Source organism: Oceanisphaera sediminis (genome assembly GCF_039539745.1).
Lineage (GTDB): Bacteria > Pseudomonadota > Gammaproteobacteria > Enterobacterales > Aeromonadaceae > Oceanimonas > Oceanimonas sediminis.
Genome location: NZ_BAABDS010000036.1, coordinates 70,150 through 89,118 on the forward strand (window position 1 = coordinate 70,150; position 18,969 = coordinate 89,118).

At 58.9% G+C, this 18,969-nt stretch carries 19 protein-coding genes; 10 read left to right on the forward strand and 9 right to left on the reverse strand.

What is annotated here, in order from left to right; genetic code table 11:
• Window positions 1–37: 37 nt before the first annotated feature.
• Together clpA and clpS are read right to left on the reverse strand one after the other, a co-directional pair.
• The gene (clpA, locus tag ABD827_RS11505; RefSeq protein WP_298719320.1) at window positions 38–2,293 is read right to left on the reverse strand and encodes an ATP-dependent Clp protease ATP-binding subunit ClpA; all 2,256 of its coding nucleotides are present in this window, start codon (window positions 2,291–2,293) and stop codon (window positions 38–40) included.
• 49 nt (window positions 2,294–2,342) lie between these two features.
• Window positions 2,343–2,660, reverse strand: coding sequence for an ATP-dependent Clp protease adapter ClpS (gene clpS, locus ABD827_RS11510; RefSeq protein WP_298719321.1), 318 nt, complete (start codon window positions 2,658–2,660; stop codon window positions 2,343–2,345).
• A gap of 380 nt (window positions 2,661–3,040) precedes the next feature.
• Between clpS and cspD the strand changes: the two genes are divergently transcribed.
• A complete protein-coding gene (gene cspD, locus ABD827_RS11515) occupies window positions 3,041–3,256 on the forward strand; it encodes a cold shock domain-containing protein CspD (RefSeq protein WP_298719323.1) in 216 nt (71 codons plus the stop codon).
• A 78-nt stretch (window positions 3,257–3,334) separates the two neighbouring features.
• Here cspD and ABD827_RS11520 read toward each other — a convergent pair whose 3' ends face one another.
• Window positions 3,335–3,928 (reverse strand): YqaA family protein, encoded by a 594-nt coding sequence (locus tag ABD827_RS11520; RefSeq protein WP_344964911.1) that lies wholly within the window; start codon window positions 3,926–3,928, stop codon window positions 3,335–3,337.
• Window positions 3,929–4,076: 148 nt separating this feature from the next.
• On the opposite strand from ABD827_RS11520, the gene glnD reads away from it, so the two are divergent.
• The 3 genes from glnD (at window position 4,077) to dbpA (ending at window position 9,525) form a co-directional block, all read left to right on the forward strand.
• The gene (gene glnD, locus ABD827_RS11525; protein WP_344964912.1) at window positions 4,077–6,707 is read left to right on the forward strand and encodes a bifunctional uridylyltransferase/uridylyl-removing protein GlnD; all 2,631 of its coding nucleotides are present in this window, start codon (window positions 4,077–4,079) and stop codon (window positions 6,705–6,707) included.
• Between the two features lie 217 nt (window positions 6,708–6,924).
• Window positions 6,925–7,956 carry a 2,3,4,5-tetrahydropyridine-2,6-dicarboxylate N-succinyltransferase gene (dapD, locus tag ABD827_RS11530; RefSeq protein WP_344964913.1) on the forward strand — a complete coding sequence of 344 codons (1,032 nt, stop codon included), beginning with the start codon at window positions 6,925–6,927 and terminating at the stop codon, window positions 7,954–7,956.
• Window positions 7,957–8,145: 189 nt separating this feature from the next.
• Entirely contained in the window at window positions 8,146–9,525 is a 1,380-nt protein-coding gene (gene dbpA, locus ABD827_RS11535; RefSeq protein WP_344964914.1) for an ATP-dependent RNA helicase DbpA, read from the forward strand.
• 436 nt (window positions 9,526–9,961) lie between these two features.
• Here dbpA and ABD827_RS11540 read toward each other — a convergent pair whose 3' ends face one another.
• Both ABD827_RS11540 and ABD827_RS11545 read right to left on the reverse strand, forming a co-directional pair.
• A complete protein-coding gene (locus ABD827_RS11540; RefSeq protein ID WP_298719333.1) occupies window positions 9,962–10,240 on the reverse strand; it encodes a DUF3081 family protein in 279 nt (92 codons plus the stop codon).
• A gap of 31 nt (window positions 10,241–10,271) precedes the next feature.
• Window positions 10,272–12,161, reverse strand: a complete 1,890-nt coding sequence (locus tag ABD827_RS11545; RefSeq protein ID WP_344964915.1) for an SLC13 family permease — start codon at window positions 12,159–12,161, stop codon at window positions 10,272–10,274.
• A 272-nt stretch (window positions 12,162–12,433) separates the two neighbouring features.
• Here ABD827_RS11545 and ABD827_RS11550 point away from each other — a divergent pair, with 272 nt between their 5' ends.
• Complete coding sequence (locus ABD827_RS11550) at window positions 12,434–13,261, forward strand: CvfB family protein (RefSeq protein WP_298718153.1); 828 nt, start codon at window positions 12,434–12,436, stop codon at window positions 13,259–13,261.
• A 382-nt stretch (window positions 13,262–13,643) separates the two neighbouring features.
• On the opposite strand, the gene ABD827_RS11555 is transcribed toward ABD827_RS11550, so the two are convergent.
• The 3 genes from ABD827_RS11555 to ABD827_RS11565 form a co-directional block, all read right to left on the reverse strand.
• Window positions 13,644–14,084, reverse strand: coding sequence for a flavodoxin (locus ABD827_RS11555; protein WP_344964916.1), 441 nt, complete (start codon window positions 14,082–14,084; stop codon window positions 13,644–13,646).
• 81 nt (window positions 14,085–14,165) lie between these two features.
• Window positions 14,166–14,897 carry a tRNA pseudouridine(65) synthase TruC gene (gene truC, locus ABD827_RS11560; protein ID WP_344964917.1) on the reverse strand — a complete coding sequence of 244 codons (732 nt, stop codon included), beginning with the start codon at window positions 14,895–14,897 and terminating at the stop codon, window positions 14,166–14,168.
• The gene (locus ABD827_RS11565; RefSeq protein ID WP_298718147.1) at window positions 14,894–15,229 is read right to left on the reverse strand and encodes a YqcC family protein; all 336 of its coding nucleotides are present in this window, start codon (window positions 15,227–15,229) and stop codon (window positions 14,894–14,896) included. The genes truC and ABD827_RS11565 overlap by 4 nt, the downstream gene beginning before the upstream one ends.
• Before the next feature lie 87 nt (window positions 15,230–15,316).
• Between ABD827_RS11565 and ABD827_RS11570 the strand changes: the two genes are divergently transcribed.
• From ABD827_RS11570 to ABD827_RS11590, 5 genes are all read left to right on the forward strand, one after another.
• On the forward strand, window positions 15,317–16,369 hold the full coding sequence (locus ABD827_RS11570; RefSeq protein WP_344964918.1) for a DUF3549 family protein: 1,053 nt from the start codon (window positions 15,317–15,319) through the stop codon (window positions 16,367–16,369).
• Entirely contained in the window at window positions 16,362–16,664 is a 303-nt protein-coding gene (locus ABD827_RS11575; RefSeq protein WP_298718143.1) for a DUF3301 domain-containing protein, read from the forward strand. Before ABD827_RS11570 ends, ABD827_RS11575 begins: the two co-directional genes overlap by 8 nt.
• Before the next feature lie 84 nt (window positions 16,665–16,748).
• A complete protein-coding gene (locus ABD827_RS11580; RefSeq protein ID WP_298718141.1) occupies window positions 16,749–16,976 on the forward strand; it encodes a DUF2789 domain-containing protein in 228 nt (75 codons plus the stop codon).
• Between the two features lie 16 nt (window positions 16,977–16,992).
• Complete coding sequence (locus ABD827_RS11585; protein WP_344964919.1) at window positions 16,993–17,295, forward strand: hypothetical protein; 303 nt, start codon at window positions 16,993–16,995, stop codon at window positions 17,293–17,295.
• The gene (locus ABD827_RS11590) at window positions 17,295–18,068 is read left to right on the forward strand and encodes a Zn-ribbon-containing protein (protein WP_344964920.1); all 774 of its coding nucleotides are present in this window, start codon (window positions 17,295–17,297) and stop codon (window positions 18,066–18,068) included. Before ABD827_RS11585 ends, ABD827_RS11590 begins: the two co-directional genes overlap by 1 nt.
• 350 nt (window positions 18,069–18,418) lie before the next feature.
• Here ABD827_RS11590 and ABD827_RS11595 read toward each other — a convergent pair whose 3' ends face one another.
• Entirely contained in the window at window positions 18,419–18,952 is a 534-nt protein-coding gene (locus tag ABD827_RS11595) for a SecY-interacting protein Syd (protein ID WP_298718135.1), read from the reverse strand.
• Between the last annotated feature and the right edge of the window lie 17 nt (window positions 18,953–18,969).

An 18,969-nucleotide genomic window follows, 5' to 3' on the forward strand; every position in this document is an offset into this window, starting at 1 on the left:
TGCCGGGCATTGTGGTGCTATGCCCCAAGGCCCGATTTCAGTGGGCCAGCGAGGCTTCCGACTGATAGTCAAAATGCAGTTTGTCGTCCTCTAGCGTGACTTTGACCGAGCCGCCACCGACCAGTTCGCCGAACAGCAACTCGTTGGCCAGCGGCTTTTTCAGTTTTTCCTGAATCACCCGCCCCATGGGACGTGCGCCCATCGACTTGTCGTAGCCTTGCTCTGCCAGCCAGTGACGAGCCTGCTCGCTCACTTCCATCGATACGCCCTTGGCATCCAGCTGCGCCTGCAGTTCAACGATAAACTTGTCCACCACCCGGTGAATCACTTCCATGTTCAGGTGGTTGAACCAGATGATATGGTCGAGCCGGTTACGGAACTCCGGAGCAAAGGTGCGGTTGATTTCGGTCATGGCGTCATGACTGTGATCCTGCTGCTGGAAACCGATGGACTTGCGTATCGTCTCCTGCACCCCGGCGTTGGTGGTCATCACCAGTATCACGTTGCGAAAGTCCGCCTTGCGACCGTTGTTATCGGTGAGGGTTCCGTTGTCCATCACCTGCAGCAGCAGGTTGAACACGTCCTGGTGCGCCTTTTCGATTTCATCGAGCAGCACCACCGCGTGCGGGTGCTTGATAACCGCATCGGTGAGCAAGCCCCCCTGATCGAATCCCACATAGCCCGGCGGCGCACCGATAAGGCGTGACACCGTATGGGACTCCATGTATTCGGACATATCGAACCGTACCAGTTCGATACCCAGTACCCGCGCCAACTGCTGGGTCACCTCGGTCTTGCCGACCCCGGTCGGGCCGGCAAACAGGAAGGAGCCGATGGGCCGCTTCTCGTTGCCGAGGCCGGAGCGACTGAGCCGGATGGAGTCGGTCAACACCTCTATCGCCTTGTCCTGACCGAAAACCACCATCTTGAGCTTGGGCTCCAGGTTCTTCAGCGCCTCCTTGTCGGAGCTGGACACCGATTTCTCGGGAATGCGGGCAATTTTGGCCACAATAGCTTCGATATCGCCCACCCCTATGGTCTTCTTGCGCTTGGAAGGGGGCATCATGCGGATTTGCGCCCCGGCCTCGTCGATAACGTCAATCGCCTTGTCGGGCAGATGCCGGTCGTTGATGTACTTGGCCGACAGCTCGGCCGCGGCCCGAATGGCCTTGCCGGTATAGCGCACATCGTGATGTGACTCGTAACGGCTCTTCAGCCCCAGCAGTATCTTGGTGGTATCTTCCACCGATGGCTCCAGGATGTCGATTTTCTGGAAGCGCCGCGCCAGCGCCCGGTCTTTTTCGAAAATCTGGCTGTATTCCTGATAGGTGGTGGAGCCGACGCAGCGAATTTGGCCACTCGACAGCATGGGTTTCAACAGGTTGGCCGCATCCAGCTGGCCACCCGAGGCGGCACCGGCGCCGATGATGGTGTGAATTTCATCGATAAACAGGATGGCGCCTTTCTGTTTCTCGAACTGTTTGAGCAACGCCTTGAAGCGCTTCTCGAAATCACCACGATACTTGGTGCCCGCCAGCAAGGAGCCCATATCCAGCGAATAGATGATGCTGTCGGCGATGATTTCCGGCACATCACCATGTACGATGCGATAAGCCAGGCCCTCGGCGATGGCCGTTTTACCGACCCCGGCCTCGCCTACCAGCAGCGGGTTGTTCTTGCGCCGACGACACAGCACCTGAATGGCGCGATTCACTTCATGATCCCGGCCGATAAGCGGATCGATGCGACCTTCCTTCACCCACTGGTTCAGGTTGATGACAAAGCCTTCGGTCTGGTTGTTGGCCGCCTCGTCGGTGTTTTCTTCCAGTTGGGCGGGTGGTGCCTCTTCCTGCTGACCGTCTTTGCGCACACCATGAGACAGAAAGTTAACCACATCCAGTCGACTGATCTGCACCTTTTTCAGCAGGTAGGCGGCCTGAGACTCCTGCTCGCTGAAGATGGCGACCAGTACATTGGCCCCCGTCACTTCGGCGTTGCCGGAAGATTGCACATGAAAGACCGCCCGCTGCAGCACGCGCTGAAAACCGAGGGTCGGTTGCGTTTCTATTTCATCGTCTCCCGCCGGTATCAGCGGTGTGGTCTGTTCGATAAAGAGATGGGTTTCACGGCGTAGCTGTTCGAGATCTGCGCCACAGGCCGTCAGGGCCTCCTGGGCAGACGGATTGTTCAACAGCGCGAGTAGCAGGTGCTCCACCGTCATAAACTCGTGGCGAGCACGGCGCGCTTCGTTGAAAGCGTCGTTCAATGTGCTCTCAAGGTCTTTGTTCAACATAGGCACCTCCCCTAAAAAACTGCGGTGTCCCGTTGCGGCGGGTACTGACTCATTCCTGCTCCATGGTGCACAACAGCGGATGTTCATGCATACGGGCAAACTTGTTCACTTGCGCTACCTTGGTTTCAGCTATTTCTGCGGTAAACAGACCACAGACTCCTTTCCCCTGATAATGAACCGCCATCATCACCTGCGTGGCCTTGTCCACATCCATTACGAAGAATCTTTGCAGTACCTCCACCACAAAATCCATGGGAGTGTAATCGTCATTGTTCAGGATGACCTTGTACATAGGAGGGGGTTGCAGCGCTGTTTCTTCCGCCTCTTTTAACTGATCACCATCAAGCTGCTGTGTTCTCCTGCTCATATATTTACTCTAAATCACTGTTCCGGATCTCGCTACAGCAGTCGGTGCCGGATGTGGTGCCGCTGCCGGGCGTCGCTTTCAGGCCAAGAGCTGGCTCTTTTGGTCAGGATATCAGGAACGCGGCTGTCAGTCTTTCCTTCACACTACCGCTTACACCCGTGCTGTCAACCGTCTTTCTTTGACATAATGCGATAACAAACAAACGCTTGACTCGCCCCGGTGTTTGGCTAGAGTGATTGATTGGTAACCGATGTAATCAAGTGTCATCTGGCACTTTACATTCGGATTACCGCATCCGGCGGGTTCGCCTGTCGTAAAAACTGGCAGTGGTCAGTTACTCAATGTTGTTTTGGATGTTTGAGCAAAAGGATGCAGACGTTATGACGACCGGTACGGTGAAGTGGTTTAATAATGCTAAGGGATTTGGCTTTATCTGCCCACAGGAAGGCGGTGACGATGTGTTTGCACATTTCTCCACCATACAGATGGACGGATACAGAACCCTGAAAGCGGGCCAGTTGGTACAATATAAAATCGAAGAAGGCCCCAAAGGTAACCATGCAACAAGCATAATACCTGCGGCCGACAATAATTAAGCACGGATACACAGTATCTAGAAATCAGGGCGCTTCGGCGCCTTTATTGTATCCGCAACGCCCATCCCTGGATGTCCATCAAGCCGACAACCACCAGTGAACGCCATAACCCACCAACGCCAGTGCCAGCAGTGCAAACCCCACGGGCCGGGCATGCCGGCGAAACAGTGTCATGGCCTGCTCGCCAAACAGCTGTACCAGTAGTGCCAGACCAAAATAGCGAACGCCTCGCGCCAGCGTCGCCGCCAGAACAAACCCGGTCAGCGAGTATCCGGCGGCTCCCGCCGCCAGCATGGCCACCTGAAATGGCACCGGCGTCACGCCCATCACCACTATTGCCATAAAGCCTTCCTTTGCCAGCACCTGTTGGAAATGCTCAAACTCTTCGGCGGCACCGAGCGTGTCAAGCAGCCACTGACCCAGACTGTCAAACAACAAGGCACCAAACCAGTAGCCCAGCACGGCACCCGTCACACAGCCTGCCAGGGCCACCCATGCCAGTAACCAGCGTCGATCCCGTTCCAGCAGCAACAGCGGGATCAACACAAGTTCCAGCGGTATAGGAACGATAATCGCTTCCAGCAGAGAGGCAAAAAACAGCACCGGCAGCAGGTATCCCGAACCGATAAAACGACGGATCCAGGAGGGCAATTCAGCACGAGCTGTCATCATCAATACCATGTGTCCATGTAAACAGAGGACGTCATCATAGCAACAAACGGCCGCTTATCTCTGCCCTTCACCAAGGGATCCGCTTTCCCGCCGAAGCCGACTTTGCTAACGTAGTCGTTACTTACGCCTACAAGGATATCGCCGCCTCATGGACGCCAGCCTGCTCGCTCCGGCCCTGCTTTCCCCTACCGAACTGACCTTGCCCAAGTGCAAGGAAATACTGGCTCGCCTGCAAGACTGGCTGGAACAACGCTTCAATGCCGGCGACGATATCATGGAGCTGGTGGTCACCCGCTCCCAGCATATGGATCAGTTACTCACCGGCTTGTGGCAGCGTCATGGCCTGGACAAGGATCCACAGCTGGCGCTGGTGGCGGTAGGCGGCTACGGCCGGGGCGAACTGCATCCCTATTCGGATATCGACCTGCTGATCCTGTGCAACGGCACCCCCGATGCAGCGCTGAATGACCGTATCGGCAGCTTTGTTACCCTGCTGTGGGATCTGCACCTGGAAGTCGGCCACAGTGTACGCTCGGTGGCCGAATGTATTCGCCAGGGCGACAAAGACATCACCATCGCCACCAATCTGATTGAAGCGCGACTGATCACCGGCTGCTACGACACCTTTGCCGCCCTCACCCAGGCCACCCAGCCCGACAAATTCTGGCCCAGCCAGGCCTTTTTCGAGGCCAAACGCACCGAGCAGGAAGAGCGCCATCGCCAGTTTCAGGACACCAGCTACAAACTGGAGCCGGACATCAAGAGCAGCCCCGGCGGCCTGCGCGACATTCAAACCATCAGCTGGGTCGCCCGCCGCCACTTCGGCGCGGCCACCCTGAGCGAAATGGTCAGCCACGGTTTTCTGAGCCGGGCCGAGTATCATGAACTGCTCGACTGCCAGAATTTTCTGTGGAAGCTGCGTTTTGCGCTGCACATGGCCATTCACCGCCCCGACAACCGCCTGCTGTTCGACCGCCAGCGGGCCGTGGCCACGGCGCTGGGCTTTGCCGGCGAGGGTAACGAGCCGATAGAGCAGATGATGAAACGCTTCTATCAGACGGTACGGCGGGTAGCCGAACTCAACGAAATGCTGCTGCAGCTGTTCGATGAAGCCATTCTTGGCCATATCGCCATGGACGTGAAGATGCTCACCCCCGAGTTTCGCCTGCGCGGTCGCCTGATCGATGTCATCAATCCCGAGCTGTTCAGAGCCGAGCCCGCGGCCATTCTGCGGCTCTTCTACCAGATTGCCGCCAACCCCCAGATCACCGGCATCTATTCCACCACATTGCGCCAGTTGCGGGATGCCCGCCGTCGCCTGACCGGATTTCTGTGCGAACGGCCCGATTGCCGGCGGCTGTTCATGATGCTGGTACGCCATCCACGAGGCTGCGGCCTGGCACTGACGCTGATGCACCGCTACGGCATTCTCGCCGCCTATTTCCCCCAGTGGAGTAAAATTGTCGGCCAGATGCAGTTCGATATGTTTCACGCCTACCCGGTCGACGAACATACCCACCGGCTACTTAAAAACATCTACCGGTTTCGCAAGCCCGCCGCCAAACACAGTCACCCGCTGTGTTTTGAAATCTGCACCCGCTTGCGCAAGCCCGAGCTGCTCAACCTTGCCGCGTTGTTTCATGATATTGCCAAGGGCCGGGGCGGCGATCATTCCGAACTGGGAGCAGAAGACGCGCTGGCGTTCTGCCTGCAGCACGATCTGGACAAATCCGACGCCCGTCTGGTGGCCTGGCTGGTACGCCACCACCTGCTGATGTCGGTCACCGCGCAACGTCGTGACATCTACGATCCGGATGTGATCGGCGAATTTGCCGGCCTGGTCAGAGACGAGCTGCGTCTGGACTTTCTCTATAGTCTGACGGTGGCCGATATCTGCGCCACCAACGATCACCTGTGGAACGACTGGAAAGGGACCCTGCTGCGCGAGCTCTATTTCGCCACCCAGAAGGCGCTGCGCCGGGGCCTGGAAAACCCGCCGGATCTGCGTCTGCGCATCCGCGAAAACCAACGTCAGGCCCGCCAGATTCTGGAGCACCTGGATACCCCGGTCGCACAAATAAAGCCGCTGTGGGCCCGCTTTACTGCCGATTATTTTCTGCGCCACACGCCGGATCAAATCGCCTGGCACAGCCGCCATATTCTGGCCCACCACGACAGCTGGCGCCCCCTGGTACAAATCAGTCAGCAACCGGGCCGGGGCGGCAGCGAGCTGTTTATCTACAGCCCCGACTCCCCCAACCTGTTCGGCCGGGTGGCGGCGGCGCTGGATCAGAAAAATCTCAACATCCACGATGCCCAGATCATGACCTCGAAAGACGGTTATGCCCTGGATACCTTTATCGTGCTCGAACCCGACGGCCAGCCGGTGAGTGGCGACCGACTCAGCGATCTGTGTCACAGCCTGAGCGAGGTGCTGCTGATCCCGGCGCCGCCCACGGTGCGTATTCGTCCGCCTTCACGACGGCATCGGGAATTTACCGTCACGACTCAGGTCAATTTTCTGCAGCCCCAGCGGCTGACCAAACGTACCCTGATGGAGCTGGTTGCGCTCGACACCCCCGGCCTGCTGGCCCGCATCGGCTCGGTCTTCAGTCGACTGGGTCTCAACCTGCACGCCGCCAAAATCACCACCATCGGCGAACGGGTCGAAGACTTTTTCAGTCTCACCAACAAGGAAGATCGACCATTAAACGAGCAAGAGCAGGTGTTGTTGCGAGAAAAAGTGGTCGAGGAGCTCAACCAGGACGGCAAAATATGATAAAAGATGCACCAGAATTGAATTAAGAAACAGGAAGGGGTTTTGAATGTCTGCACTGCACGCCATTATCGACATCCCCTTCGAGCCTGGCGACATCGTTCGCCGCTGAATGGTTCAACGAAACAGTCGGGCTCGGCCTGCAACTGATTAACACCCGGCTGGTCGCGGTACGCGCCAGCCGATTACGAGTTCAAACCAAATAAACGGAGTTACCACGATGGCACACTTTGCTTTCGGTCTGGGTGTGGGCACCAAGTCCGCCAAAGGTGAATGGCTGGAGGTTTACTACAACCTGCCACTGCTGAACGCTAATGACGCACTGGTTAACGCAGTCGCTGCGAAAATCGGTTACCAGGGCGGCAACGCCGCAATCGAGATCAGCGCCGCGCAACTGAACTCCCTGGAAGCGGCTTTCCTGTCTGTGGACGCTCAAGAGCAGGCCGACATCGTCAAGGTTCTGGAAGGTACCAGCCAGCCGCTGGTGGTGACCATTCTGGAAACCGACGCCGCCCCCACCAGCACCGCCGAGGTTTATCTGAAGCTGGCGCTGCTGTCCCACCGTCTGGTCAAGCCGCACGGTCTGGACTTGTCCGGTATGTTCGGCCTGCTGCCCAACGTGGCCTGGACCTCGGAAGGTGCCATCGCGGTCGACGAGCTGGCCAGGCGTCAGCTGACAGCCCGTGCACAGGGTCGCACCATCAGCGTTAATTCTGTCGACAAGTTCCCGAAAATGACCGACTACGTGGTGCCGGCCGGCGTGCGCATCGGCGATGCCTCCCGTATTCGTCTGGGTGCACACGTGGGCGAAGGCACCACCGTCATGCATGAAGGTTTCATCAACTTCAACGCCGGTACCCTGGGTGTCAGTATGGTCGAAGGGCGCATCTCTGCCGGTGTGATCGTCGGTAACGGCTCCGATCTGGGCGGCGGTTGTTCCACCATGGGCACCCTGTCCGGTGGCGGCAACATTATCATCTCTGTAGGCGAAGGCTGCCTGCTGGGCGCCAACGCCGGCCTGGGTATCCCGCTGGGCGATCGCTGCACCATCGAATCCGGTCTCTACATCACCGCCGGTGCCAAGGTAACCGTGCTGGACGACCAGAATCAGGAAGTGCAAACGGTTAAGGCTGCCGAGCTGGCCGGTAAATCCGACCTCTTGTTCCGTCGCAACTCCCAGAACGGCCGCATCGAGGTGAAAACCAACAAGTCTGCCGTCGAGCTGAACGCCGAGCTGCACAAGCACAACTAAGCAACCAAGCAACCAAGCAACCAAGCAAGATCGCAAGACAGCAAAGCCCTCGCATGCGAGGGCTTTTTGTTTAACTAATGGCCAAAAAACACCATCCCCGTCGCTTTTCTGCTATGATGCGGCCCCGCCTCAGGGTCTGTTGGCCTTAGTGCGCCCCTATTTATTTTATTCGATATCAAGAGCTTCCCCGTGACCAACACCGAATTTTCCACCCTGTCCCTGGACCCGTCGCTGATCGCCAACCTGACCAGCCTGGAATACACCCGGATGACCCCGATTCAGGCCCAGAGCCTGCCGCTGATGCTGGAAGGCAAAGACGTCATCGCCCAGGCCAGCACCGGCAGCGGTAAAACCGTCGCCTTTGGCCTGGCGTTACTGGCTCGTCTCGACGTCAACCGCATGGGCGTACAAACCATGGTGCTCTGCCCTACCCGCGAGCTGGCCGATCAGGTCGCCCGCGAGCTGCGTCGTCTGGCCCGGGCCATGGCCAACGTCAAGCTGGTGGCGCTTTGCGGTGGCTCACCCACCGCGGCACAGACCGCCTCGCTCGAATTCGGCGCCCACATCGTGGTCGGCACCCCGGGTCGCATCCTCAAGCATCTGGAACAGGGCAGCCTGGTGCTGGACGACCTCAACACCCTGGTACTGGACGAAGCGGATCGCATGCTGGACATGGGCTTTGTCGACGACATTGAACGGGTGGTGGCGTTCGCGCCCAAAACACGCCAGACCCTGCTGTTTTCGGCCACCTATCCCGAAGGCATCGCCGAGCTGAGTCGCGGCCTGCAGCAACAACCGGAGCGAGTATCGGTCGCCGACGAGTTTCGTGGCGATACCATAGTCCAGCTGTTGTTCGAAGTGGTACCCAACTTGCGCAAGCAGGCGCTGGCCACCCTGCTCGCCCACTATGCGCCGCGCTCGGCGGTGGTGTTCTGCAACACCAAACGCGCCTGTCAGGAAGTGGCCGAGCACCTGACCACCCTGGGCTTTTCCGCCCTGGCGTTGAATGGTGATCTGGAACAGCGCGAGCGGGATCAGGTACTGATCCGCTTCGCCAACGGCAGCGCCAATATTCTGGTAGCCACCGACGTGGCGGCCCGCGGTCTGGATATCAAGGAGCTGGCGGCGGTCATCAACTACGACATCACCCAGGATCCGGAAGTACACGTGCATCGTGTCGGCCGCACCGGTCGTGCCGGCCAGCAGGGTCTGGCGCTCAGCCTGTACAGCCCGCAGGAGGCCTATAGGGTCAACATGATCGAGCAATATCAGCAGGCGCCCATAGTGCAGGGATCCCTGGCCGACCTGAACGGCAACACGGCGCCGCTGCAGCCGGAAATGGTCACCCTCAATATCGCCGGCGGTCGCAAAAGCAAGATTCGCGCCGGCGACATTCTGGGCGCCCTCACCGGTGAGGCCGGTATTGCCGGTGCTCAGGTGGGCAAGATTGATATCTCCGAGATGCAGTCTTACGTGGCGGTACACAGAGATGTGGCCAAACAGGCGCTGAAGCACTTGCAGCAGGGTAAAATCAAGGGCCGTACCGTACGGGCTCGCATGGTAGGCTAAGACGATTCAATCCAACCCGATTGCCCTTTTTGGGTGATCGGGTTGGATTTTTGCTGCTCGTGCACGAGAGCACGAGTCATACCAAACTGATTAAATAACTGATCTATTCGGTTGCTTTGCAAAAGTAGGGCAAAGGGTCCGCTCCGCCGACTCGCCGTGAACCCCTCCTTGGGGGCTCAGCCGCACCATCCGTAGTGCGGATGGTCGGCTGAGCAGATCCCTTTGTCCTCCTTGATGCTACAGAGTCATCTGTTGGCACTGTCTGCAAGCAACTCGGGGCTCAGAAAGAGGCAACAGAGACGAGCTCCCACGACCGTGAAATGCCAGGGATGGCATTTCCGAGCCCTCAGGGACGAGTTTACGGCGTGTCGTGAGAGCCGGCTGTGTTGCCTCTGAGTTCGGACTTGAGAAGATCAGATCTTTATTCAGATTGGTATCAGTTGTCTTGCTGACGATCGTTGTAATGGTGATGAATATAATCAATCTTCGCCATGAACTGATCTTTGAGTTTGTCGGTGCTGTAATCGAAACGATAACTCTGGTGAAAGTTCAACTGCAAGGTCACCCCGCTGCCGGACAACACCACGCTGTAACCGTCAAAGTCACTGCTCGCCACCACGCCATCCAGAATATGACCATCTTCATGAGGTTCACCAAAACGCTGAATCTTGTCGAAGACCTCCAGCACGATTTTATTATTCAATTCATTCTGCATCGTTATCTCCTTCCTTATCCATTCGGTTCCGTTACAACGGCCATACCCACAATAACATAGGGACCGTGACCAGTATTACCAACAAATCCAGCGGCAGTCCCAGGCGCCAGTAGTCGCCGAAGCGAAAGCCCCCCGGCCCCAGGATCAGGGTATTGTTCTGGTGTCCAATCGGCGTCAGAAAGGCACAGGAGCCGCCGATGGCCACCGCCATCAGAAAGGGATCCATGCTCACACCCAGCTGGTTGGCAGTACCGATGGCGATGGGGCACATCACCGCCGCCGTCGCCGCATTGTTCATCAGATCCGACAGGTTCATGGTCACCACCAGAATCAACACCAGCGCCACCACTTCATGCCCCTGGGCCACCTCGTTCAACAGCAGGTTGGCAATCAACTGGGCGGTACCGGTGGACTCCATCGCCTGAGCGACCGGGATCAGGGCGGCCAGCAGTACCACCACCGGCCAGTCGACGGCGGTATACACCGAACGAGGGGGCACGGTGCGCAGCACCATGGACGCCAGCACGCCGGCGGAAAAAGCCACCGCCGCCGGCAGCAGCCCAAGCGCCGCGGCAGCAACCGATGCCGCCATGATGCCGGTGGCCATCAGCGCCTTGCGCTTATCGGGTATGCGCAGGTCACGCTCGGCCAGCGGTACACAACCGGTGCTGGAGGCAAATTCGGCGATGGCTTCCGGCCCGCCCTGCATCATCAGCAAGTCACCGGCCCTGAAGGGCAGGGCCCGCAGCCGCTTGACCGAACGCTGGCCCTGACGTGATACCGCCAGCAGATTCACGCCATAGCGGGTTCGCAGCTGAATGCCTGTTGCCGTGCGTCCCAGCAGCCCGGAGCTCGGCAGTATCACCAGCTCCATCAGCACCACTTCATCGGATGCATCCGATCCGCTGCCCTCGCCGTTGTCTTCTTCATTCTGTTTGGCAGCCGCGGGCATGATCTGGGCCTCGGCGTTGCCACTGTCTTTGGTTTTCTCTTTTTCTTTCCCTTTTTCTTTCTCTTTTTCTTCTCGGGTTGCCTTGGCCTCTTCCAGTTTAAGCCCCAGGCTGGACAGCGCATGAGGCAGCGCTTCCACTTCCGCCTCCAGCATCAGAATGTCACCGGCCCGGGCCCGGCGGCGCGGACTGGGCGGTGTTACCCGCACCTCGTTGCGAACCAACCCCAGCACCTGCGCATCCGCCTCCACCAGCGCCAGCTCTATTTCTCGCAGGGTCATGCCTTCGGCCTTGCAACCGGCCGGCACCCGCGCCTCGGTAATATAGGCGCCCGAGTCGAAGGCCTCGGCACCCGACTGCTTGCGTCCCGGCACGATACGCCAGCCGATCAGGGCCACGAAACCGACCCCTACCGTAGCCACCGTCAATCCCACCGGGGTGAAATCGAACATGCCGAACATGCCCTCGCCGCTGGCCTGGCGAAAACCGGACACAATCAGGTTGGGCGGCGTACCAATCAGGGTGGTCATGCCGCCCAAAATGGTGCCAAAGGACAGCGGCATCAGCACCTTTCCGGATGACAATTTCTGACGGCGGGCCATCTGAATCGCCACCGGCATCAACAGCGCCAAGGCACCGACGTTGTTCATGAAGGCAGACAGTATGGCGCCCAGCCCGGTCAGGGCAGCAATAGAGAGGGTAGGACCGGCCTGGGACGGTAACAGCAGCCGGGTCAGTACATCGACGGCCCCGGAGATCTGCAGGCCCTTGCTCAGCACCAGCACGCAGGCCACGGTGATCACGGCCGGATGACTGAGTCCGTCAAAGGCAATCTCGGCCGGTACCAGCCCGGTTATAATACAGGCCAGCAAGGCCCCCGCCGCCACCATGTCGTGACGCCAACGGCCCCACAGAAACATCAGCACGGTGGCAACCAGAATGACAAGGATGGTGATCTGTGATGGGGTCATACTATTTTCGGCTCCTGATCATGGCGGAGTAGCTGCCTGGAAGTGTGTACTGTAGCCCTGTCAGAATCACGTATTATCTTTAACCATCAATGCGACCGCTCAATTTCTGCAGTGTAGCAGTATTTTTGTCGCCACCTGCAATGGGTAACTCATAATTCATTGAATTTAAAAGCTTAACCACATATCAGAGTATCAAGTGTCATGGTGAACAACGGTGGTCTTTATCGCCCGGTCAGGCTAAGATCGGTTCTTTTACGAATACGGTAATTCTCATGATCAAGCTTGGCGATAATAACACCCTGCCCCTGTTGCGACTGGACGATAAAGGCGGCTGGCTGGATGCCGGAGAATACGGCGAGGCCTTTTTGCCCCGTCGTCAGTTACCTGCCGGTTGTCAGCCCGGTGATGAGATAGCGGTATTTATCTATCTGGACTCGGATCAGGCGCCGGTGATCACCACCGACAAGCCCAAGGCGCGGGTCGGCCAGTTCGCCTCGCTGAAAGTGGTTACCATTAATCGCCTGGGCGCCTTTCTCGACTGGGGCATGAAAAAAGACATCTTCGTGCCTCAGCGTAGCCAGTCGCAGCCCATGCAGGAAGGTCGCAACTATGTGGTCTACCTGTATCTGGATCATGAAGGCCGCATGGTGGCCAGCAGCAAGCTGGACAGTTTTCTCAGCCGTGAGCTGCCGCCCTATCGCCCCGATCAGGAAGTGGACCTGCTCATTGCCGAGCATACGCCGCTGGGTTTCAAGGCGGTGGTCGATAACCGTTTCTGGGGGCTGGTATTCAAGTCAGATATCGCCGGCCGGGTGCCGACAGGATTGACCACCAAAGGCTACATCAAGCAGGTTCGTGACGATGGAAAGATCGATCTGACCCTGTTCAAGCCCGGTGCCGGCAAGGTAGACGATGCGGCGCAGGCGGTGCTCGACAAGCTGGAGATGGCCGGTGGCGCCATGAAGGTCAACGACAAGACCGATCCCGACACCATCTTTCGCCTGTTCGGCATCAGCAAGGGCACCTTCAAGAAGGCCATCGGCGGCTTGTACAAGCAGGGCAAGATCCTGATCGAGGCCGACGGTATCCGTAAGCAGTAATACCAATTACATTCAGTATCTGATCAGACTTCGGTGTTGTACCCCAGAGGCAACAGAGTCATCTCCCACGACACGCCATAAACCCATCCATGGGAGCTCGTGAAATGCCATCCCTGGCATTTCACGGTCGTGGGAGCCGATCTCTGTTACCTCTCCTTGAACACGGAGCTTTCTGCAAGCGTTGCCGGCAGTAGACTCCGAAGCATCAAGGAGAACAAAGGGATCTGCTCAGCCGACCATCACATGACAGGGCCGAAAAGTGCTCCTGCCATTTCGGCATTCCCGCCGTCCGTGGCGGTCAGATGTCATGTGCTGAGCGTCACATGGAGGTGCTTGAGCGGGTCGGCGGAGCGGGCCCTTTGTTCGGGATTGGTATTAGTTGTCAGATCTGTGCCATCCAGCCTTTCAGCCAGACCAGTGCTGGCTCTTCCGGCTCCAGGGTTTCGGTGGCGTCCAGCTGTAGCCTCTTGACTACCGCCTGCGCCTGCAACTCTTGCAGCAACTCGTCAAACTGGCGACCGCCGCCGCAGAAGTTGTCGTAGCTGCTGTCACCCAGCGCCACCAGCGCATAGCGCAACTGGGGCATGGGCGGGCAGCATTCACGCATCTCTTCAAACAGTGGCAACAGATTGGGCGGCAGATCGCCCTGCCCCGTGGTGGAGGTGACGACCAGCCAGAAATGCTCGGTATCCAGATCCGCCAGCATGGCGTCTTCATGCAATTGCACCCGATGCCCCGCCTCGGTCAACGCCTGCTCCAGGGTCTCGGCCACCAGCACCGCCGAGCCGTATACACTGCCGATAATGATATCTACTGCCGCCATTTTCACTCCTGTTCATGCACCGAGTATGAAGAACGCTATATCCAAGCTATTGAAAATAGATGATAACCCGAGTCGTTTCCGTTAATCGAGTGCCGTTTGCCAGTCAAATTCATCCGCCAGTCGCAGCCAGTGTGCATCCAGCCCGGCTTCCAGCTGCAGCGGTGCGCCACTGACCGGATGGGTCAGGGTCAGTCGGTTGGCATGCAGCATCATCCGCTCACAGCCGTATTGCTGACGAAAGAAGCGATTGTGGCGGCCATCGCCATGGGTGGTATCGCCGACGATGGGATGAAACAGGTGCGCCATGTGCCGTCTAAGCTGGTGCTTGCGCCCGGTTTCCGGAGCGAGCCGCACCAGGCTGTAGCGACTGGTGTCGTGCTTCTTCGACACCGCAAAGGGCAGCTCAGTCTGCGCCAGCGCCTGCCAGTGGGTGACCGCCGGCTGCGGCGGCTTGTCGGTATCGGAAAACTTGTCGGCAATGTCGTCCAGCTGGTGGCTCAGGGCATAGTCGAGTGTACCCTGCTCCGGCATATAGCCGCGCACCACCGCCAGATACTGCTTGTCGACCCGGCGTTCACCGAAGGCCTCGGTCAGGGTGCGGGCCACCTCGGCGCTCTTGGCAAACAGCAGAACCCCCGAGGTGGGTCGGTCGAGCCGGTGTACCGGAAACACATGGCAGCCCACGGCGTCCCGGGTCAGCTGCATGGCAAAACGGGTTTCCCCCTTGTCCAGCCAGCTGCGATGCACCAGCAAACCGGCATCCTTGTTGATGGCCACCAGCGACTCGTCTTCATGGATGATGTCAACGCTCATGCCTGGCGCCGCACCGGCTGGCCGGACAGGGCTTCGTCCAGATGGGCGATGGTCTCTTCCAGCGCGCCGGTGTCTTCGGGCAGCACTTTGAAGCTTTCGGTCGCCATGGGGTAGAGGGCAATCCGGCTCGGCAGCGGCGCACCGGCATCAATCATCGCCTGCAGCCGCGGCAACAGCACAAATTGCAGCCACTGGGCAAAACTCAGGGTATCCAGACAAAACGGCTCGGTACTGGCCAGCGCCTGGGCTGACGGCGGCACACTTTCCCACCATGACAGGGCTTTCAGTTCCCGTTCAATGGCATACAACAAGGTTTGGGGTTCGGCAGACATGGATAACATCCTCTTTAAACACCCGGCTACTATACCATCTTGGCCTGTGACTCCCTATAATTCGCCCCGGTACGACAGGAGAAGCCGATGCAAATAGATACCTTGAGTGAATTTTTAACCCAGGCAGGCACCGAGTTTCGCCTTTACGATCTGGGCCGCCGCCTGCAGCCGCTGCGCCAGGACGACTTTGCCGCCATCGAAGCGGGGCAACGCCCTTATCCCTGGCCATTGCAACGCCATGCCTGGCTGGCGGTATGCTACTGGCAGCGCCAAGACCAGCCTCAGCCCTATGTCTGGTTTCTCAAGCTGCCGCTGGACGAACGCGGCCTGTTCAACAATGCCGCGGTCAAACACTTCCTGGCGGCACTGGTCGAGCAACTGGGGCAGGACCCGAGTGCGCCGCTCAGCGACGAGCAACAAGAGCGACTGGCCCAGACCCCTTTTACCTTTCAGCCCGCCCAGGACAAGCTGGCCGCCTTTCATGCCCGCTTAAGCCTTGATCTGGAGCTACCGCCTTCCGCCTTTTATCAGGGCGTACTCGATTATCTGGCCGCGCCCGAGCGCCACGACTGGCAACAGCTGGGCTTGCAGGGGCTGGCCGATGTGGCGGCACGCCTGCATCAGGACACCCTGTTAAGCCGGCAACTGGCATCCCGGCTGTTCAGCCTGCCGCAGCCGGTACAACTGGCACTGCTGAGCCAGTGCGAACATCACCCTCAGCCCACCGAAGTGACCGACAACCTGCTGCGCGGCATCAGCACCGAGCTGGAGCGCCAGACGCCGGATCAGGAGCGCATCGCCCTGTTGCTGCGGGCCACCGCCGGTTGCGCGCCCTTCGCAGCACGGCGCCAGAAAATCGCCACCCTGCTTGCACTGACGCCGAGCCAGCCGCTGATGCTGAGCCTGGCGGCGCGACTGTGGCAGGAGCTGACCGACGAAGCGCTGCTGCTGAGCTACCTGGAGCAGCTGGCCGAACACCATGCCGAGCTGTTCAACGGCCTGTTTGCCGAGCTGGTGTCGATTCCGGCCCTGCGCCCGCTGATCCTGACCAACCTGCATAACCCGGTGCTGTCCGTGTCGCTGAAAAACGCCATCGGCACCCTGTTTTCAGGCTCATCGCCGGCGAGTAATCGTGACTGAGCTGCTGGGGCTACTGGCCATCTGCCTGCTGGGGGCCGGCTACTGGCAGGTTCGTCGTCAAAGCGAGTTTGCCCGTCGCTGGCTGGAGCGCTATTGCCGCCAGCAGCAATTTCAGCTGCTGAGCGTCTATCGCTATCGTTATGTCTGGAAGAAGGGCCGCTTGCTGGCCCGCTTTCGATTCGAATTCAGTCACGACGGTCTGCAGCGCGACGAAGGCGATCTCTGGCTGCACAGCCTGACCGTGCTGAATGTGTCGGTACCGGTGTTGCGCGAACCCCCGTCACCTATGCTGTAATGCATGGACGACCCTTGCCTGGCCGCAAGGTGTTCGCTTCATGTGTCAGCCACACCCTATTTTGACGGTAACAAGGAGACGATAATGGAACATATCACTCACCCTTTCAGTGAACTGTTCGAGCAACTGGGGCTGGATGCCAGCCATGAAGGCATAGAGCATTTTCTCTCCACTCACCGCCTGCCGCCCGAGGTGGAGCTGATGGATGCCCCCTTCTGGAGCGCATCCCAGGCCGGTTTTTTGAAAGAAGGGCTGCAGGACGACTCGGACTGGGCCGAAATCATCGATCAGCTGAACGCCAGCCTGAGATAACACCACCGGAGCCATCATGCCCCAACAGAATATTATCGACGCCATTCACAGCCTGGTGCGAGAAGGCAAGGCCATCTCCACCGCCGCCGTCAAGGCTCGGGTCAGTGGCCCGGTCAACATGGTCCAGTTGCTGCAACTGGTCAGCCGTTACAAGCAGTCACCGGGCAGCCTGCCGGCGGCCGAGCCCATCAACGCCGTCGACGAGCCGCAACACGACGCCAGCCTGGCCGCTAAAGTGGCCGAGCTGGAAGCCCGGGTCGCCCGGCTGGAAACCCTGTTGACGTCGTCAACCGCCCTTAAAGAGGAACAACACGACTGATGTGGGTCTGTGAACTGAACTTCGATTGTTACCAGGACATAGAGCTGGCCCAGGCCGAGCCGGCCATTCGCCAGTTTATCGATGCCCTGCGCTATAACGGCCAGATCCTGGGCCGGGAATTTCCCACCTCCATGCATCAGGGCTGGCTCAACGCCCGGGTGGTCTGTCCGGAAAAAGACAGCCTGCACCCGCGTTATCACAGCCGCCAGGTGACACTGGCCATCGAGCAGTTGCACCAGGCCGGGCTGACCAGCCCAAAGGTGCAACTCAGGGGCCAGGACCTCAATTCGGATACCACGGATCATTGCGAGCAGCGCCGTTGGCAACTGCTGTATACCACCTACCTGCATAGCTGCTCGCCGCTACGCTGTGGCGACCATTTCACCCCGGTGCCACTGTATCGCATACCGCCGGTCGCCAATGGCGACAGCAAGCAGATACTGAAGTGGCAGGAAGACTGGGAAGCCTGTGATCAGCTGCAGATGAACGGCTCCATTCTGGAGCACGGTGCCGTGAACGAGCTGAGCGAGCCGAACAGTCGCCTGGCCAAACGCGGTCGTGATCTGGCCAAACGCATCGAATACCTGACCGAGGTGCCGACCTTCTACTACTTGTATCGGGTCGGTGGCGACAGCCTGGAGGCAGAGCTCAACCGGCCCTGTCCGAATTGCGGCGAGGAGTGGCGACTGGTCGAGCCGGTGCACGAGATTTTCGACTTCGTCTGCGAACCCTGCCGGCTGGTGTCCAACCTGTCCTGGGATTTCAAGAGTTAATAGCGTGAGGCGTGAGGCAAAAATGGGCGCCCATTGATGCGGCGCAAGCCCGATGGCACATTGGAATGTTCAGGTACGGTGTCGCCTTGCTCCCTCCCCTTGAACACCACCCCCGCAGAATAATAGCGGGTGCAACGCAAGGGGAGGGCTGGGGAGGGGTTACTGCAGAATACCTGCATACTCTGCCGCTCCGGTGCCCAGGCCTGACACCCCCTCCCCGCCTCCCCCTAGTGAATACCCGCCGCTATGCCTGTGCCCCCGCTGCCAAGGGGGAGGTGCAGTTCGGTGCCAAGCGGTCAATTCGACGCTTGTTTTACTCCTCACGCCTTTCCCCTCACTCCTTACTTGTTTTAGCCGCAGGGCTCCAGCCGGCGCAGAAACTGGGCCAGATTCGGTGCCAGCACGCCGATGGGGCCCTTGCCCAGCCGTTCCAGCAAGACTTCGCCGCTGGCGTTATCCAGGGTCACCAGCCGTTGTTCATCCCGACAGGTGGCCAGAAACCAGGTCGCGGGTAATTTGAGTTTCTGCAGCATCAGCTGGTGCGCAATCTGGTTTTGCTGCAGTCGTTCGAAATCCTGCTTATTCCAGGGCTGCAGCAGGGTCAGAAACAGCCCCTTGAAGCAGCCCGGTACATTACCCGCATAATAATGGCCGAACACCGCACTGATATCCGGGTGCACCGGCATCGCCAGCGCGGTAGCAATATTGTCGAAATGGCCGGGCTCGGGCAAGCGCCAGGGCTGCCAGCCAACCCGCCCGCCCCGAGCCGGTAATTGCTCGGCGGGGGAAGCAAAATCGGCGTCGTGATCCACCAGCGGTATGCCCCCCAGTCGTCGCTGGCGTGCAAACAGCTCGGCCAGCGCCATCACCACTTGATCTTGCATGTTAAAGTCTCACAATA